Below are 15,686 nucleotides of genomic sequence, written 5' to 3' on the forward strand. Positions count from 1 at the left end.
CCGCGCTGGAGAGCGCCTGCCGCGACGCCGACCATGAGGGTGCCGCTGCGGCACTGGCGGCGCTGACTGCGGCCGCCGCGCGCGAGGCCGATGCGGCGCCGCTGGCGGTGACCTCATGATGAGCGGCAAGTGATGCAAGGGCGATTTGCGGTAAAGGCAGCTCGGGCATGCCGACGCAATCGTCCCGCAAGATGCCGGGCTTTAGCGAACTGCCGGTGATCAAGCCCGCCACCCCGGCTCAGTAGATGTCGCGAACCGGTTGATAGTCCCGATCCGAGATGGGCACGAAGCGCACCCCATCGATATTTTCCAGTACGGCGGCCCGGCGCGCGCCGTCGTTTTTCAGGAAAACGCTGCGTATCTTTTTCTTGACCGCCTCGCACAACTGGCCGCGATACACGAACGGATCGAGCGGAAAGGCTTGCGAGCGCCATATCACGCGCACTTTTTGCATCGCGGCCGGATCGCTGAGGACCGCCGCCAGGTTGACGCTGGCGACAAATGCGGCGTCGACCCGGCCGTCGAGTACACGGTTGATGGACTGCACATGGCTGCCCGTGTAGCCGATCTGCCCGAAGTACGATTCCAGCGCTTGCCCGGCCTGTTTTGCGAAGACCTGCCGGGGAATCAAGGCGCCCGAGGTGCTTTGCGGATCGACCAGCGCCAGGCGCTTGCCGCGCACCGCTGCGATGTTGCCGATGCCGCTGTCGGCCCGCACAATCAGCAGCGAGTGGTAGAAGGCGCCGGCTGGCTGGTAGGCGTTGGCCTTGTGCTCGAAGCTGGCGAACGGCGTGAGTTGGGGATCGGCTTTCCTGGCCGCGACGTAGCTGGCTGGCCCCATGCGGGCCAGCTGGATGGCGCCGGACAGCAGGCCTTCCGCCACCGCGCCGTAGGAGGGCGGGGCGTAAATCTCGACCGGAATGCCGAGGGCCGCGCGCAGTTCCTGCAGCAGCGGCTGATGCGCGAGCATGTCCTTTTTGAGGTCTCCCGACGGGATGATCGACATGCGCAGCATGGCGGGGTTTTCGCATTCGGCGCCGGCGGCGGCGGTGGCATGGAGCCATAGCCAGGCAAGCAACAACAGGGGCGCGAACGCGCGGTGCAGGAGGGTGATGGTCATGTCGAAGGAAAGGTGTAATGGCGTTTGCGCAGCAGCGGCGCGATGTCCTGCGCCGACACGGGGCGCTGCAGGAAGAAGCCCTGTACCTGGTCGCAGCCGGCCGCCTTCAGGTGCAGCAACTGGTCCTTGCTTTCCACGCCTTCGGCCACCACGATTAAGCCGAGGTTGTGGGCCAGCGAGATGGTCGAGGCGACAATCACCGCGTCGTCGGTGTCGTTGCGGATGTCGCGGATGAACGAGCGGTCCACCTTGACGGCGTTGATCGGCAGTTGTTTCAGCATGCTCAGGCCGGAAAAGCCGGTGCCGTAGTCGTCCAGCGCGATCTTGATGCCGATGCCGGCCAGCGATTCGAGATTGCGCCGCGCCAGCTGGGTGTCTTCGATCAGGCTGGTCTCGGTGATCTCGATCTCGATCCATTCGGGACTGACCGCATGGCGCGCCAGCGATGCCATTACATCCTCCGGCAGGCGGTTGTCGCGCAGCTGGTGCGCGGAGACGTTGATCGCCACCGGCACCAGCGGCACGCCGTCCGCCTGCCACTGCGCGATCTGGCGGCAGACCGCATCGATGACCCAGCGTCCCAGCGGGATGATGTAGTTCTGTTCTTCGGCGAGCGGAATAAAGTCGCCCGGGAAGATCAGCCCATGTTCCGGGTGGTCCCAGCGTATCAGCGCTTCCAGGCCGACCACGGCGAAGTCGTCGAGCGCCACTTTGGGCTGGAAGTGCAGGCAGAATTCGTTGTCGTGCATGGCGGACTTGAAACGCGCGGTCAGTTCCGAGCGGCGCGCGCTCGACGCGTTCAGCGACGCGTCGTAAAAGCGGAACACGCCGCGTCCCTTGGCCTTGGCGCTGTACATGGCATGATCGGCGTGGAGCAATAAATCGTCCACCGTCTGGCCGTCGCGCGGATACAGCGCAATGCCGACGCTGGGACTGGTCTCGACGTTGTGGCCGTCGAGATCCACATAGGTTTTCGACAGCTCCTGCACCAGGTTGGCCGCCAGCTGGCTGACGAAATCCTCGGACGGGATTTCCGACAGCAGGACCACAAATTCGTCGCCGCCCAGGCGGGCCACCAGGTCGTAGTTGCGCACCGCCGCCTGCAGCCGGCCGGCAACCGCCTTCAACAACAGGTCGCCAACCGCGTGGCCGAGATTGTCATTGACCAGCTTGAAGCGGTCGAGATCGAAGAACAGTAGCGCGTACAAATTCCGGCTGCGCCGGGCGCGTTTGAGCTCGGAGGCGGCCAGCTGCTGGAATTGCCGGCGGTTGGGAATGCCCGTCAGGTAATCGTGCGAGGCCAGCGCGAGTGCGCGGATCTTTTCCTGCTCCAGCAGGTCGATCAGTTGCTTTTTTTCCTGTTCGGAATTGGCAACGGCCTGATGCAGGCGATGCTGATGCCGCAGGCTGAACACGACAATCAGGATGACCAGAATGACCACCGCCGAGAACACCAGCGAGCGCAGCAGATACTCGTGGTGCTGGGCCGACAGCCGGCCCAGCACCACGGCGGAATTTTGCGTGACCGCGACCTGGATCGGGTAGTGGGCCAGGCGGTGCGCCGAGGACAGATAGCCCAGGTCGGTCGGACCGCTGGAGAAGGTGAGCGCGTCCATGTCGCCAGGCAGCCGGGAGTGGGAACCGGGCAGGCGTGTGTCGAGGGATAAGGCGCCTTCGCGCAGGACCGCCAGTGGCAGGCCGTCTGAATGGATCAGTTCGATGCTGCCGCCCTGGCCAAGCTCGACCTCGCGGTACCGGGAGAGGATGTAGCCGAGGTCGAGAATGGCGCCGTAGTAGCCCGCGCTGCGCGCATCGCCGAGCGGCACCAGAATCGGCAGCCGCCAGGCGCCATTACCGTCGGCCGGGGGATGGCCAATCAGGATCGGCGCTGGGTCACCGCGCCGGCCATCGCGCAGCGCCTGGTCGAGCAGTGGCTGCAGTTCTGTTTCGGTGCGCTGATGGGCCGACGAGTAAATCAGTTTGCCGTCGCGGTCATACACTGCCGCCCGCAAGTAGGCCGAATCGCCGACCTGCTGAGGATTAAAGTGCGGGCTGCTGACGCCGGAAGACTGGTCGCCGCCGCTGGTGATGCGCGCGTACAAGGACGCTCTGCCCAACACTTCTTCCAGGTTGGTGGCGACGATGGCGGCGATATTCTGGCTGCTTTCCGTGGTGGCCTGCAGTGCCAGCTTTTTCTCGTTCTGGATGCGGGTGAAGTGCAGCGCCCACAGATAGACGAGCAGGGCCAGCCCAAGGACGAAGGCGCTCGGTACCAAGGTATGCTGGCTGGTGAGAAGCGACGCGCAACGACGTTTGAAAACTGCGAGGAGTGAAAGCATGGACTGGCAAAGCCAAGTGGTATTGCAAAGCAGAAAAATTTCCTTATGGTATCAAAGTTAGATGTCAGTTTCGTGACATGCGGCCACTCGCTTTTTCCGCTGCTAAATGAACCAGGGCAGCCTGGCGGGCTGCCCTGGTGGATCCAACTGTTTAAGCCCGGGATTTATTGCCCGTCGTTTTTAAGCAGGTTGGTGATGCCCCAGATGAAATCCACGCTCACCGTATCGGTTGGCAGCGTGACTTTGCCCATCGGATTGCTACTGAGCAATGTCGTGAAGGGGGAGCCGTCCTTGTTCACCGCTGCGCTGGCGTGGCAAGCCATGCAGGACGATTGCCGGATCGGTACGGCCGCCGCGATCCGCTCGGTAAACGAGTCGCCCAGCATCAGCGGTGCGCCGTTCTTGGCGACGAAATCGATCTGCGACGCTTTCAGGCAGTAGTTCTGCCATACGGCGTCAAGCTGGGCCGCCTTGAATAATTTGGCGACCGCGGGTGTCTTGGCGCAATTGCCATATTGACCGTTGGCTGAGGTCTCTGCGGCAGGCAGGATTTTCGGCTTGACCGCGCCGAAGGAATCGTAACAGCCCATGGTGTCGCAGCGCCCCGGATTGGCCTGGTGTTCGAACGACGCCCAGACCCAGTTGGGGATTTCCTTGGAACTAATATGGAAGGAGACCAAGCCGTAAACTGTGCCGCCGGACACGGTGGTGTAGTACTGCGCCTTGACCTGCGCCACGGTTTTTTTCACATGATTCGCAGCCAGCCAATCGACGATGGTATCGATCGGTACCCAATCGGCCTTCACCTCCACCGCATCGGTGGGCAGCGATACCCGCCAGTCGGAAGACTTGGCTTTTTGATAGGCTTTGGCCAGTCCTGCTTGCGTATTGAGGCCGTTGCTGGTCAGGTAGTCGTACGAGGGGCGGTTGCGCCGCACTTCTTCGGCGTAGCATGGCTGCGAACCGGTCAGCTTGACAGGTTGAGGCGGTGGCGTACTGCCTGCGATGGGGAAATTGCCGGCTTTGGCATCGCCAACCGGTTGGCACTGGCCATCGATCATGGCTGCTGTCAACGCATGCGGCGCTTTGCTGAGTTGCAGCAGACCAGGCCGCAGCTTTTTATTCTTGGCCTGCTCGGGTGTTGGCCAGTGTGGCGTGGGCGTGTAAATATCGGGATCCGATGCCCATGTTTCAAACACGACTTGCGACGTTGATGCTGGCGTAATGGCCGCAATAAAATGCTGCCAGGACAATTGATCTGCATTTTGGCCCGACGGCAGCACGCCACCGGTGGCGGGAACGGGATTGGCAGCCCATGCTGTGCCAGCTGCGTGGATGCACAGGCCCAGGCAGAGGTAAGCGAGTATTTTAGATTTCATGTGTTTCAATGCCTCCAGAAAAATGGGTTGCGTTGTTGCGCCCCGTGACAGCAAGGTACGCTGCGATCGAGCCGGCGATAAGTCTCAGCAGGTATCGCGATGCGTTGTTACGCGAGGCTTGTTGATTGCCGATTTCAGGAGACCGCCAGCCATCCGGCGAGGTGCCGCACCGGACGCTGGTAAAAATCGACAGTCCCGCCGTTATGACACGTTCGATGCGGTAAAGGCGTAACCGATGAAGTTTGTGGTGTCCGGCCCGCTGCCAGCGACCGCAGTGAGGGTCGCAGCTGCCCAGCCCACGGTCTGCGCTGGCCCCAACGTATGAATGCCACTGCTCATCGCAACCAGTCCGCCCTCCATCACCAAGCTGCTGAGAATTTGTTTGGCGATAGTGGTGGGCACGTCGGCGCCTCCGGTAACCTGCCAACTGTTCAGATCAGATGTGATTTGATCCACGGCACATGTGACAGGGGTCGACATGCTGATGCTCCCTGTCGCCACGAGAAAAGCGGAATCGATATTCCCCGCTGCAAGCGGATTGGTTGAGGTGAAGCGCGCATTCCACGCCGCGGTCAAAGTGGCCAACAGGGCTTTTTCCAAGGCTTGTTCAACCGCTTGGGCAGGACTGCCGACCGGCACCGTGGAAAAGGTGCCCGGATTGGTAATTGCCGCGGCGTTGACTGCATTAATAATGACCGTCGTGTTGTTGTTGACGATGGTTGAGGTGCTGGACGAGCTTCCCATTTTGATATCCTTAAGTAATAGATGAAAGATAATGGCGGCGAAATGTCAGCTGCTGCTGAGGCCCGGTGGATTAACGATGCTCATCAATCGCCTACCTTCTGGGCTGCATTTTTTGCCAACCCATGACGTCAAAGTACACGTCGGCCCGGCCAGTCATAAGTATCAAACCGTATCTCGGATCGTTGTTACGTCAGCAATGGGAGTGACCGCGTGCCGGCGCCCGCATCGGGCGCCGCCGGGAAGAGGCGGGATAGATATGAAGCGGAGGGTTGGCTGGGCGGTTAGACCACCGCAGCGCTGAACGACTCGGGCCCCCGCGCAAGCAACTGCGACAGCCGTTGCAGCCCTGCTTGCAAGCGTCCACGGTCCTTGATGCTCCCCAACGAAATCCGGATTGCATTCACGGATGCGCCGCCTGTTGCGAAAGCCTCCGCCGGCGTGACGGCGATGCCCGCGCTGTCGGCGGCACGCGCAAGCTGGGCGGGAGTCCAATACGCCGGCAATTCGAGCCACACATGCAGGCCGTCGCCGGCGCCGCTGTAGCGCCCCGCCAGAATATCGCGCGCCATCCGGTGGCGCAGGCGCGCCTCCTTGCGCACGCCTGCCATCAATCCGCCAGCCGAACCATCGACGATCCACTGTGTGGCCAGTGCCGCCGTCAGCGGCGCCACCATCAGCGCGAACGACCTGAGCGCGGCCAGAAAACGTTCGCGCTCGTGCGGGTCGCGTATCAGCACGAAGGCGACACGCAAGCCGGGCGTGAGGCATTTCGACAGGGTGGCGATGTAGTACACCTGTTGCGGGGCAAACGTGGCAATCGGCGGCGGCGGTGCCTCGGCGAGCAGCCAGTAGGGATCATCCTCGACGATGCGGACATTGCAGCGCCTGGCGATGTCGGCGAGCTCCTTGCGCCGGCGCTCCGGAATGGTGATCGCGGTCGGGTTTTGTAATGTCGGATTGAGGAAGACCAATCCCGGCTGGTGCTGGCGGCACGCTGCCTCAAGCATGTCAGGCACCATCCCGTGCTGGTCCGCGTCCACCGCAATGATGCGCCGGCCGAATTGGGTGGCTGCGGCGCGCAAGCCGGGATAGCTCGCCGGCTCCGCCAGGATGATATCGCCTGGCTTCGTCAGCGCCAGGATCAATGCGGCGATCGCCGCTTGCGCACCCGGGCAGACCAGCACCTCGCGCGCGTCCAGCGGTCCAAACATCGGCGCCAGCCATTGGGCCCCAGCCTTCCGGTCGGAGTCGCTGCCGCCGGCCAGGTGATAGGTCATCAGCAATTCGTTATCTGCCCTCATCAAGACTTGCGACAGGCCTTGTTTCAGCATGTCGTCGAAGTCCACCCCATCCGGTGGTGGCGGGGTATTCATGCTCAGGTCGAGGATCGAGGTCAGCTCGACTTTCGGCGCCGCCACATACGTGCCGCGCGCGCCGCGGCCTTCCAGCAGGTTGCGGCGTCTGGCTTCGTCGTAGGCGCGCGTGATCGTCGTCAGGTCGACGTTCAACTGTTCGGCCAACTGGCGCTGCGGCGGCAGACGGTCACCCGGTTTCAGCGAACCGTCCACCATCGCCGCCTGCAGCGCATCGGCGATCTGCAGGAAACGCGGCCCGCCATGCGGGGCCAGACGCGGCAACCAGTTAGCCAAATTTTCATTTTGTATGGTTTTTACCTGGGACATTTTGTCTCGATGTATGGAAATTGCTTTGAAGTAGTATGCTTCATAACCTGCAGCAACACCATCCTTGCATGGCGGTCGCTGGCGCTTTCTCCCCTTTCATAGGTAGATGTAAATGGACTGGATCCCGATAGTCTTTGTGATATTCAAGCTGGCCGTACTCGGCACAGGCATGTTCTTCGCCATCAAATGGCATTACGACCAAGGGAAGAAGGGCAAGGTAGCGGAGCGGCGTGCGGTGCTGCGCGCGGCCGGCAAGGTGGTCGCATTCTTCGTGCTGTCATTGCTCGGCCTGGGCCTCGTCACGTTCTTCCTCGTCAGAATGCTTGGGATGGACTTGACCTTCCCATGAGGGCAAAGTGAAGAATTGAATTCCACTGGTGCTTGACGAAATGCGACAACTGTCGCACTATTGCGACACTCGTCACATGACGACTTTTTAGTTATCCCGCAAATGAAAAAGCAAATTCTCGGGTGTGTCACGCTGATTGCCGCATGTCTCATTAGTGCCAGGGCGGCTGACTGGTATGCGCCGCAGGAGCCGTTTCCGCTGTACGGCAATACCTATTACGTCGGCACTGGCGGCATCAGTGCGGTGCTGATTACCTCGTCGGCGGGACACATCCTGGTGGATGTCGGCGGACCGGAGGCGACCGAGCAGGTGGTGGCGCATATCCGCCAGCTTGGCTTCCGGGTGGAGGACATTCGCTACATCCTGAATTCGCACGCGCACCAGGATCATGCCGGCGCGATTGCCGATTTGCAGAAGCTGAGCGGCGCAACGGTGCTGGCCAGCGCGGCTTCCGTGAAGGTGCTGGAAAGCGGCCAGCCCGATCCAGCCGATGCGCAGTTTCCGAACCTGACGCCGATGGCGCCGATCGCGCACACGCGTGCGGTGCGCGACGGCGAACTCGTCCATCTCGGCCCGCTGGCGGTCACCGCGCATTTCACGCCGGGCCACACGCAAGGCGGCATCAGCTGGACCTGGCAAGCCGAGGAGGGCGGTCGCACCGTGAACGTGGTGTTTGCCGACAGCCTGTATGCACTGGCCGCCGACGGCAGGCTTTTCAGCCGCAATCCGCTGTACCCGAACGCGCAGGCAGACGTCGAACGTTCGATCGCCACCGTCGCCGCATTGCCGTGCGACGTGCTGATCTCCGCTCACCCGGAGCTGGGCGGCCTGTGGGAGCGCAAAGCCAAACAGGCAGCGCTCGGCGATGCCGCCTTCATCGATACCGGCGCTTGCCGCAACTACGCGGCCAAAGCCCGCGTCACGCTGGCGCAAACGCTGGCCGCCGAAGCAGCGCCTGGCAAGTAGCGCATCAAGAAGACAGTAATGGTTGGCGGCAGCGGGTGCGGTACGAATGCCCGGACGCGTTCGCCTAGCGTTGTCGTCATCACCAAGGTTCCGCTCGAGCGTGGCATTTTAAAGATTCCTTTAATACCGAAATTCATCTTAAAGCATTCTTTAATTTGCCGCTTGGTCTAACAGTGATATACTGCTAAGCCATTGATTTATCAGGCAGTTCGACTCAGGGGTAGCCCAAGTGGCTGCCCTTTTTGCATTTCTTTTTCGGAATTCCCCCCCATGGAAATTAAGGTCAATTTTCTCGACAAGCTGCGTCTCGAAGCCAAGTTCGACGACTTCACGGTGATTGCCGATCAACCGATCCGCTACAAAGGCGACGGCTCGGCGCCCGGTCCGTTCGATTACTTCCTGGCGTCATCGGCACTGTGCGCGGCGTATTTCGTCAAGTTGTACTGCAACACGCGCAATATCCCGACCGAAAATATTCGGCTGTCGCAGAACAATATCGTGGACCCGGAAAACCGCTACAAGCAGATCTTCAAGATTCAGGTCGAGCTGCCGGAAGACATTTCCGAAAAAGACCGCATCGGCATCCTGCGCTCGATCGACCGCTGCACGGTGAAAAAAGTGGTGCAGGAAGGCCCGGACTTCATCATCGAAGAAGTCGCCAACCTGGACGCCGACGCGCAGGCGCTGCTGACCGTCAGCCCGGGCGCCGACACCAGCACCTATATCGCCGGCAAGGATCTGCCGCTGGAGCAAACCATCGCCAATATGTCCGGCTTGCTGGCCAGCCTCGGCATCAAGATTGAAATCGCCTCGTGGCGCAACATCGTGCCGAACGTGTGGTCGCTGCACATCCGCGATGCCCATTCGCCGATGTGCTTCACCAACGGCAAGGGTTCGACCAAGGAAAGCGCGCTGGCCTCGGCGCTGGGCGAGTACATCGAGCGCATCAGCAATAACCACTTCTACGCCGGCGCCTTCTGGGGCGAAGACATTGCCAACGCCGAGTTCGTGCATTATCCGAACGAGCGCTGGTTCAAGCCGGGTCCCAAAAGCAAGCTGCCGGCAGGCCTGCTGGATGAGTACACGCTGGAGATCTACAACCCGGACGGCGAACTGCGCGGCAAGCACCTGATCGACACCAACTCCGGCAATGTGGCGCGCGGCATCTGCGCGCTGCCGTTCACGCGCCGGTCGGACGGCGAGACGGTGTATTTCCCGTCCAACCTGATCGAGAACCTGTACGCCAGTAATGGCATGAGCGCTGGTAATACGCTGGTCGAGGCGCAGGTGCAGTGCCTGTCGGAGATTTTCGAGCGCGCCGTCAAGCGCGAGATCCTGGAGGGCGAAATCGCCTTGCCGGATGTGCCGCAAGAAGTGCTGGCGAAATATCCCGGCATCGTGGCCGGCATTCAGGGCCTGGAAGAGCAGGGCTTCCCGGTGCTGGTCAAGGATGCGTCGCTGGGCGGCCAATACCCGGTAATGTGCGTGACGCTGATGAACCCGCGCACCGGCGGCGTGTTCGCCTCGTTCGGCGCGCACCCGAGCCTGGAAGTGGCGCTGGAACGCAGCCTGACCGAACTGATGCAGGGCCGCAGCTTTGAAGGCCTGAACGACCTGCCGCGTCCGACCTTCGCCAGCGAAGCCGTCACCGAGCCATACAACTTCGTCGAGCACTTCATCGATTCCAGCGGCGTGGTGTCGTGGCGCTTCTTCAGCGCCAAGGCCGATTACGATTTCGTCGAGTGGGATTTTTCGGCGCAGGGCGACAACGCCAACGCCGAAGAGGCGGCGACTCTGTTCGGCATCCTCAAGGACATGGGCAAGGAAGTCTACACGGCGGTCTACGACCAGCTGGGCGCGACCGCCTGCCGCATCCTGGTGCCGGGCTATTCGGAAGTCTATCCGGTGGAAGACCTGATCTGGGATAACACCAACAAGTCGCTGCTGTTCCGCGAAGACATCCTGAACCTGCACCGCCTGGACGACGCCCAGCTGGAAGCGCTGCTGGACCGTCTGGAAAACAACGAGCTGGACGACTACGGCGACATCGCCACCCTGATCGGCATCGAGTTCGACGAGAATACCGAGTGGGGCCAGCTGAACGTGCTGGAGCTGAAGCTGCTGATCAACCTGGCCTTGCAGCAGCTGGACGAAGCGCACGAGCTGGTCGGCGCCTTCCTGCAATACAACGACAACACGGTCGACCGCGGCCTGTTCTACCAGGCGCTGAACGTGGTGCTGGAAGTGGAACTGGACGACGAGCTGGAACTGGACGACTACGTGGCCAATTTCCGCCGCATGTTCGGCAACGAGCGCATGGACGCGGTGCTGGGTTCGGTGGACGGCAGCGTGCGCTTCTACGGTCTGACGCCCACCAGCATGCAGCTGGAAGGCCTGGAGCGCCATCAGCGGTTGCTCGATAGCTACAAAAAACTGCACGCAGCACGCGCCAGGGCGGCTGCAGGCCGCTGAATCTGCCCGCTCGCCCTCGGTTGTGTCATACTGCCGCGCTTCAAGTGTGCGCAATATGTTCAATAAAGCAACGGAGGCAGCAGTGAGTATTTTTAGAACCAAGGATTTCGACGCAATGCGCGCAGCCAGCGCCAAGCCGGGCGGGCTGAGGAAAGTCCTTGGCCCCGTCGACCTGGTGCTGATGGGGATCGGCGCGATTGTCGGCACCGGCATCTTTGTGTTGACCGGCAGCGGCGCGACCACCGCCGGCCCGGCATTGGCCTTGTCGTTCGTGGTGGCGGCGTTTGCCTGCGGCTTCGCCGCCCTGTGCTACGCGGAGTTCGCCTCCATCCTGCCGGTTGCCGGCGGTATCTATACTTACAGTTACGCCATCCTCGGTGAAATCATCGCCTGGATGATCGGCTGGGACTTGATCCTCGAGTACGGCCTGGTGACTTCGGCCGTATCGGTCGGCTGGTCCGGCTATTTCCAATCCCTCATCAGCGGTTTCGGCCTGCACATCCCGGTGGCGCTGTCCGCTGCTCCCGGCGCGCTGCCTGGCGTGACCACCTTCTTCAACCTGCCTGCGTTCGTCATCATGATGGTGCTGACCGTCATGCTGTCGCTGGGCGTGCGCGAATCGGCCCGTATCAACAACATCATGGTGGTGATCAAGATCGCCGTGGTACTGCTGTTCATCTTCGTCGGCGTGCGCCATGTAACGCCGGCCAACTGGCATCCGTTCATGCCGTACGGCGGCACCGGCGTGATGAGCGCGGCGGCGCTGGTGTTCTTCGCCTTCATCGGCTTTGACGCGGTGACCACGGCGGCGGAAGAGGTCAAGCAACCGAAGCGCGACCTGCCGATCGGCATCATCGGTTCGCTGGCGGTCTGCACCGTGCTGTATGTGGTGGTCAGCCTGATCATGACCGGCATCGTGCCGTTCACCCAATTCAAGGGCATCGACCATCCGGTCTCGCTGGCGCTGCAATTCGCCGGTGAAAATTGGGTCGCCGGTTTCGTCGACGTCGGCGCTATCCTCGGCATGAGTACCGTGATCCTGGTTATGGCGTTCGGCCAGACCCGCGTGCTGTACGCCATGTCGCGCGACGGTCTGCTGCCGAAGCAGCTGTCGGCGCTGAACGGCAAGGGCACGCCGATCGTGGCGACCTGGCTGGTCGGCATCGTGTTCGGGCTGCTCGGCGCGCTGGTGCCGCTGCAGGTGCTGGGCGAGCTGGCCAACATCGGCACGCTGGCGGCGTTCTGTCTGGTCTCGGTGGCGGTAATCGTGCTGCGCAAGCAGCGCCCTGATCTGAAGCCGGCGTTCCGCTGCCCTGGCGTGCCGGTGATTCCGGCGCTGGCCATCCTGTTCTGCGGCGCGCTGATGGTGTTCCTCAGCGCCGTCACCTGGATCGCCTTCATCATCTGGCTGCTGATCGGCCTGGTGGTGTACTTCACCTACGCGCGGCATCACTCGGCGCTGAACAAAGCGCACTGACCCATGCCCATGGCGCCGCTGCTCGCCTGGCGTAGCGCCGTGTCACGGCGCCTGCAGGCGCTCGACCACGGCGACCAGGGTCTGCAAGGCTGGCGCCAACGGCTGCTGGATGGTTTGTGTGCGGTGGCTTTCTGGCTGGGGTTGCTGGCCATGTTGCCCAGCATCTGGGGCAGCGCGCGCCAGGGGCACTGGCCGCTGATCGTCACCGACGTGGTGGCGCTGGCCGGCATGGTGGTGCTGAACTACCGCCGCAGCATCGCTTATCGCTGGCGCGCCGGCGCCTTGCTGGGCATCGCCTACCTGCTGGCGGTGATGCTGCTGTTTGCGATGGGGCCGCTGTCGCAGATCTATTTGCTGGCGGTGCCGGTGCTGTGCACGGTGCTGATCGGCAGCACGGCCGCCATGTTGGCGCTGCTGGCCTGTACCGCGACGCTGTTCCTGGCCGGCTACGTCGGCGGCATTGAGCCGGGCCTGGCGGTGATGGTGGTCGGCCCGCTGGCGCACTGGCTGATCCTGAGCGTGAACTTCCTGCTGGTGGCCAGCATTTTGTGCGTGTCCTGCTCGTATCTGCTGCATGGACTGGCCGGCGCGCTGGTGCGCGAACGCGCGATCCACGCGCAAAATGCCGAAGCGCTGGCGGCGCGGCGCGCGGCCGAAGTCTCCAGCCAGCTCAAGAGCGATTTCCTGGCCATGATCAGCCACGAGGTGCGCACGCCGCTGGGCGGCGTCATCGGCATGCTGCGCTCGGCGCTGCGCGACGCCAGCCTGCCGCACGCTACCCGCGACAAGCTGCGCCTGAGCCTGAGCAACGCCGAGGTGCTGCTGCAAATCATCAACGATATCCTCGATTTTTCTCGCCTGGAAGCGGGCAAGATGCCGCTCGAGCATCTGGACTTCGACCTGCCGGCCGTGCTGCGCGATGTGGTCGACCTGCTGGCCAACCGCGCCGAGGCCAAGGGCATTTCCCTGGTGGCCGAAGTCGATCCGGCGCTGCCGGTCTGGTGGCGCGGCGATCCGACGCGGCTGCGCCAGGTGGTGGTCAACCTGGTCGGCAACGGCATCAAGTTCACCGAGCGCGGCGAGGTGTGCGTCAGCGTCGCGCCGGGGCAGGAGGGGCCGGGCATCGTCATCACCGTGCGCGACACCGGCATCGGCATCGCGGCCGAAGCGCTGGGCCGGCTGTTCCAGAAATTCGAGCAGGCCGACGCCGCCACTTCGCGCAAATACGGCGGCGCCGGCCTTGGCCTGGCGATCTGCAAGAATATCGTGGCGGCCATGGGCGGGCGGATCGAGGCCACCAGCGAGCCGGGCGTGGGCAGCGTGTTCCGCGTGCTGCTGCCGCTGGAACATGGCGTGCCGGCGCCGGCCGCGCCGGTGGAACTGCTGCGTCCTCACCAGGCCAGCCTGGCGGTGCTGTGCGCCGAGGACGGCAGCATCAACCAGCTGATCCTGCGCGAACTGCTGGGCTATATGGGCCACACCATCACTATCGTCGAGGATGGCGTGGCGGCGCTGGAAGAACTGGCTGCGCGCGACTATGATTTGCTGATCATGGATGACCGCATGCCGCGCATGGACGGCTATGCCGCCCTGCAACGCCTGCGCGCCGGGCGGGATGGCGTGCGCAACCCCGCCATTCCTGTGATTGCGTTGACGGCCAACGCCGGGCCGGAGGACCGCCAGCGTTTCCTGGCGGCCGGCGCCAACGGTTTCCTGCCCAAGCCGATTGACGAGAACGATTTGCACACCGAAATCGCGCGCCAGCTGGATGCCTTGCTGGCGCAGGGCCGTCCGCTGATCGCCGACCGGCACGCCATGCCGGCCAGGCTGGACGCGATGTTCGGCGTAACGACTGCACCGGCGTCGAGCGCCGCGTCGCGCACGGCGCCATCGACGACCGATTCCAGCGACAAACTGTACCGCGCCATGCGCGCCGCCTTCCAGATCGAAGGACCGCGCTTGCTGGACGTCGCCCAACAGGGATTGGATCACGGCGACGCCGCAGCGGTCGCCCTGGCCGCCCATCGGCTGATGGGGGCGGTGGCTTACCTTGGCGCCGACTCGCTGCACGCGCGCTGCGCCAAGATCGAGCGGCTGGCCGACGCCGCCGAGCTGGAAGCGCTGGCGCCGCACCTGGCGGCGCTCAAGCTGGAGCTGGAGCAGGCGTTGAAAACGCTGGCGTCGAACGCGCCAGCCTGACCATCACTTCAGGAAATCCACCAGCTTCGGCACCACTTGCGCGGTGGCTTCTTCCATCAGCCAGTGGCCGCTGTTCTTGACCACCACGCCTTCCACATTGGTGTCCACCAAGCGCGCCTGCTGGATCAGGAACTCGCCCGAGGCTTTTTCGCCGGTCAGCACCAGCATCGGCATCGTCAGCGGCGTCTTGGCGTAGCCGGCGAAGTCCTTGGCATCCTGCTCGAAGGCGCGGAACACTTCAAAGCCGGCGCGCATATGGCCTGGTTGCGCATATTCGTTGGTGTAGAACTTGCGGTCCGCTTCGCTCAGCGACTTGGTCTTGTCGGCGGCAAAATCATTCCAGAAATGCTCGAAGTAGGTGCGCTCGCGGCCTTTGACCAGGGCCAGCGGGGTTTCGCCGTAGAAGTGGAAGTGCCACAGGTCGCGCAGCAGCCACACATCCTTCCAGTTGCCGACGCCCGGCAGGAACGCATCCATCAGCGCGATCTTGCTGACTTCCTGCGGATACTGGGCGGCGTAAGCGTAGGCCACCATCAGGCCGATATCATGGCCGACCACCTTGGCCGACTTGATGCCCAGGCTGGTCGCCAGCGCGTGCACATCCTGCGCCATCACCGACTTGGTGTACGGGCCTTGCGGCAGGCCGGACTGGCCGAAGCCGCGCAGGTCCGGCGCGATCACCAGGTGGTCTTTCGACAGTTTGTCGATCAGCGGCAGCCACATATGGCTTGACTCGGTATAGCCGTGCAGCAGGATGACCGGATCGCCTTTGCCGGTCGTCAGGTAGTGCAGCCGCACGCCGTTGACTTCGGCGAACTGGCTCTTCGGCGCCTCGGCATGGGCCGGTCCCGCGACCACGCCGAGCAACAGCAGGCCGGCGGCCAGCAGCTTGGTAAACATAGCTTGCATGATAAATCCTCCTCATTTGGTGAAGCAGACAGCATAGCTAGCAGCCTCAA

Annotated in this window: 11 protein-coding genes; 5 read left to right on the forward strand and 6 right to left on the reverse strand. The window is 62.9% G+C overall.

The window, feature by feature from the left end; all coding sequences use genetic code 11:
* Positions 1 to 238 precede the first annotated feature (238 nt).
* The 5 genes from GTP55_RS10960 to GTP55_RS10980 all read right to left on the reverse strand — a co-directional run bounded on the left by GTP55_RS10960 (position 239) and on the right by GTP55_RS10980 (position 7,264).
* Positions 239 to 1,120, reverse strand: a complete 882-nt coding sequence (locus GTP55_RS10960; RefSeq protein WP_161044981.1) for a phosphate/phosphite/phosphonate ABC transporter substrate-binding protein — start codon at positions 1,118 to 1,120, stop codon at positions 239 to 241.
* Positions 1,117 to 3,396 carry a putative bifunctional diguanylate cyclase/phosphodiesterase gene (locus GTP55_RS10965; protein ID WP_229257872.1) on the reverse strand — a complete coding sequence of 760 codons (2,280 nt, stop codon included), beginning with the start codon at positions 3,394 to 3,396 and terminating at the stop codon, positions 1,117 to 1,119. The genes GTP55_RS10960 and GTP55_RS10965 overlap by 4 nt, the downstream gene beginning before the upstream one ends.
* A 227-nt stretch (positions 3,397 to 3,623) precedes the next feature.
* Positions 3,624 to 4,838: a hypothetical protein gene (locus tag GTP55_RS10970; RefSeq protein ID WP_161044983.1), complete on the reverse strand. Its 1,215-nt coding sequence runs from the start codon at positions 4,836 to 4,838 to the stop codon at positions 3,624 to 3,626.
* Positions 4,839 to 5,039: 201 nt separating this feature from the next.
* Positions 5,040 to 5,582 carry a hypothetical protein gene (locus GTP55_RS10975; protein ID WP_161044984.1) on the reverse strand — a complete coding sequence of 181 codons (543 nt, stop codon included), beginning with the start codon at positions 5,580 to 5,582 and terminating at the stop codon, positions 5,040 to 5,042.
* A 281-nt stretch (positions 5,583 to 5,863) separates the two neighbouring features.
* On the reverse strand, positions 5,864 to 7,264 hold the full coding sequence (locus tag GTP55_RS10980) for an aminotransferase-like domain-containing protein (RefSeq protein WP_202423657.1): 1,401 nt from the start codon (positions 7,262 to 7,264) through the stop codon (positions 5,864 to 5,866).
* A 112-nt stretch (positions 7,265 to 7,376) separates the two neighbouring features.
* Here GTP55_RS10980 and GTP55_RS10985 point away from each other — a divergent pair, with 112 nt between their 5' ends.
* The 5 genes from GTP55_RS10985 (at position 7,377) to GTP55_RS11005 (ending at position 14,727) form a co-directional block, all read left to right on the forward strand.
* Positions 7,377 to 7,613: a hypothetical protein gene (locus GTP55_RS10985; protein ID WP_161044985.1), complete on the forward strand. Its 237-nt coding sequence runs from the start codon at positions 7,377 to 7,379 to the stop codon at positions 7,611 to 7,613.
* A gap of 102 nt (positions 7,614 to 7,715) precedes the next feature.
* Positions 7,716 to 8,579: a subclass B3 metallo-beta-lactamase gene (bla, locus tag GTP55_RS10990; protein WP_161044986.1), complete on the forward strand. Its 864-nt coding sequence runs from the start codon at positions 7,716 to 7,718 to the stop codon at positions 8,577 to 8,579.
* A gap of 270 nt (positions 8,580 to 8,849) precedes the next feature.
* Entirely contained in the window at positions 8,850 to 11,051 is a 2,202-nt protein-coding gene (locus GTP55_RS10995; RefSeq protein WP_161044987.1) for an OsmC domain/YcaO domain-containing protein, read from the forward strand.
* 82 nt (positions 11,052 to 11,133) lie between these two features.
* A complete protein-coding gene (bcaP, locus tag GTP55_RS11000) occupies positions 11,134 to 12,528 on the forward strand; it encodes a branched-chain amino acid transporter BcaP (RefSeq protein ID WP_371868322.1) in 1,395 nt (464 codons plus the stop codon).
* Between the two features lie 9 nt (positions 12,529 to 12,537).
* On the forward strand, positions 12,538 to 14,727 hold the full coding sequence (locus GTP55_RS11005; protein ID WP_161044988.1) for an ATP-binding protein: 2,190 nt from the start codon (positions 12,538 to 12,540) through the stop codon (positions 14,725 to 14,727).
* Positions 14,728 to 14,730: 3 nt separating this feature from the next.
* Here the strand turns inward: GTP55_RS11005 and GTP55_RS11010 are convergent, their stop codons facing one another.
* Entirely contained in the window at positions 14,731 to 15,636 is a 906-nt protein-coding gene (locus GTP55_RS11010) for an alpha/beta fold hydrolase (RefSeq protein WP_161044989.1), read from the reverse strand.
* Between the last annotated feature and the right edge of the window lie 50 nt (positions 15,637 to 15,686).

It is taken from the genome of Duganella margarita (assembly GCF_009857535.1).
Classification (GTDB): Bacteria; Pseudomonadota; Gammaproteobacteria; order Burkholderiales; family Burkholderiaceae_D; genus Rugamonas; species Rugamonas margarita.

Coding starts and splice junctions, on each gene's coding strand:
- GTP55_RS10960 (WP_161044981.1), bottom strand. CDS start 1,120: ATGACCATCACCCTCCTGCACCGCGCGTTCGCGCCCCTGTTGTTGCTT.
- GTP55_RS10970 (WP_161044983.1), bottom strand. CDS start 4,838: ATGAAATCTAAAATACTCGCTTACCTCTGCCTGGGCCTGTGCATCCAC.
- GTP55_RS10975 (WP_161044984.1), bottom strand. CDS start 5,582: ATGGGAAGCTCGTCCAGCACCTCAACCATCGTCAACAACAACACGACG.
- GTP55_RS10980 (WP_202423657.1), bottom strand. CDS start 7,264: ATGTCCCAGGTAAAAACCATACAAAATGAAAATTTGGCTAACTGGTTG.
- GTP55_RS10985 (WP_161044985.1), top strand. CDS start 7,377: ATGGACTGGATCCCGATAGTCTTTGTGATATTCAAGCTGGCCGTACTC.
- bla (WP_161044986.1), top strand. CDS start 7,716: ATGAAAAAGCAAATTCTCGGGTGTGTCACGCTGATTGCCGCATGTCTC.
- GTP55_RS10995 (WP_161044987.1), top strand. CDS start 8,850: ATGGAAATTAAGGTCAATTTTCTCGACAAGCTGCGTCTCGAAGCCAAG.
- GTP55_RS11005 (WP_161044988.1), top strand. CDS start 12,538: ATGGCGCCGCTGCTCGCCTGGCGTAGCGCCGTGTCACGGCGCCTGCAG.
- GTP55_RS11010 (WP_161044989.1), bottom strand. CDS start 15,636: ATGCAAGCTATGTTTACCAAGCTGCTGGCCGCCGGCCTGCTGTTGCTC.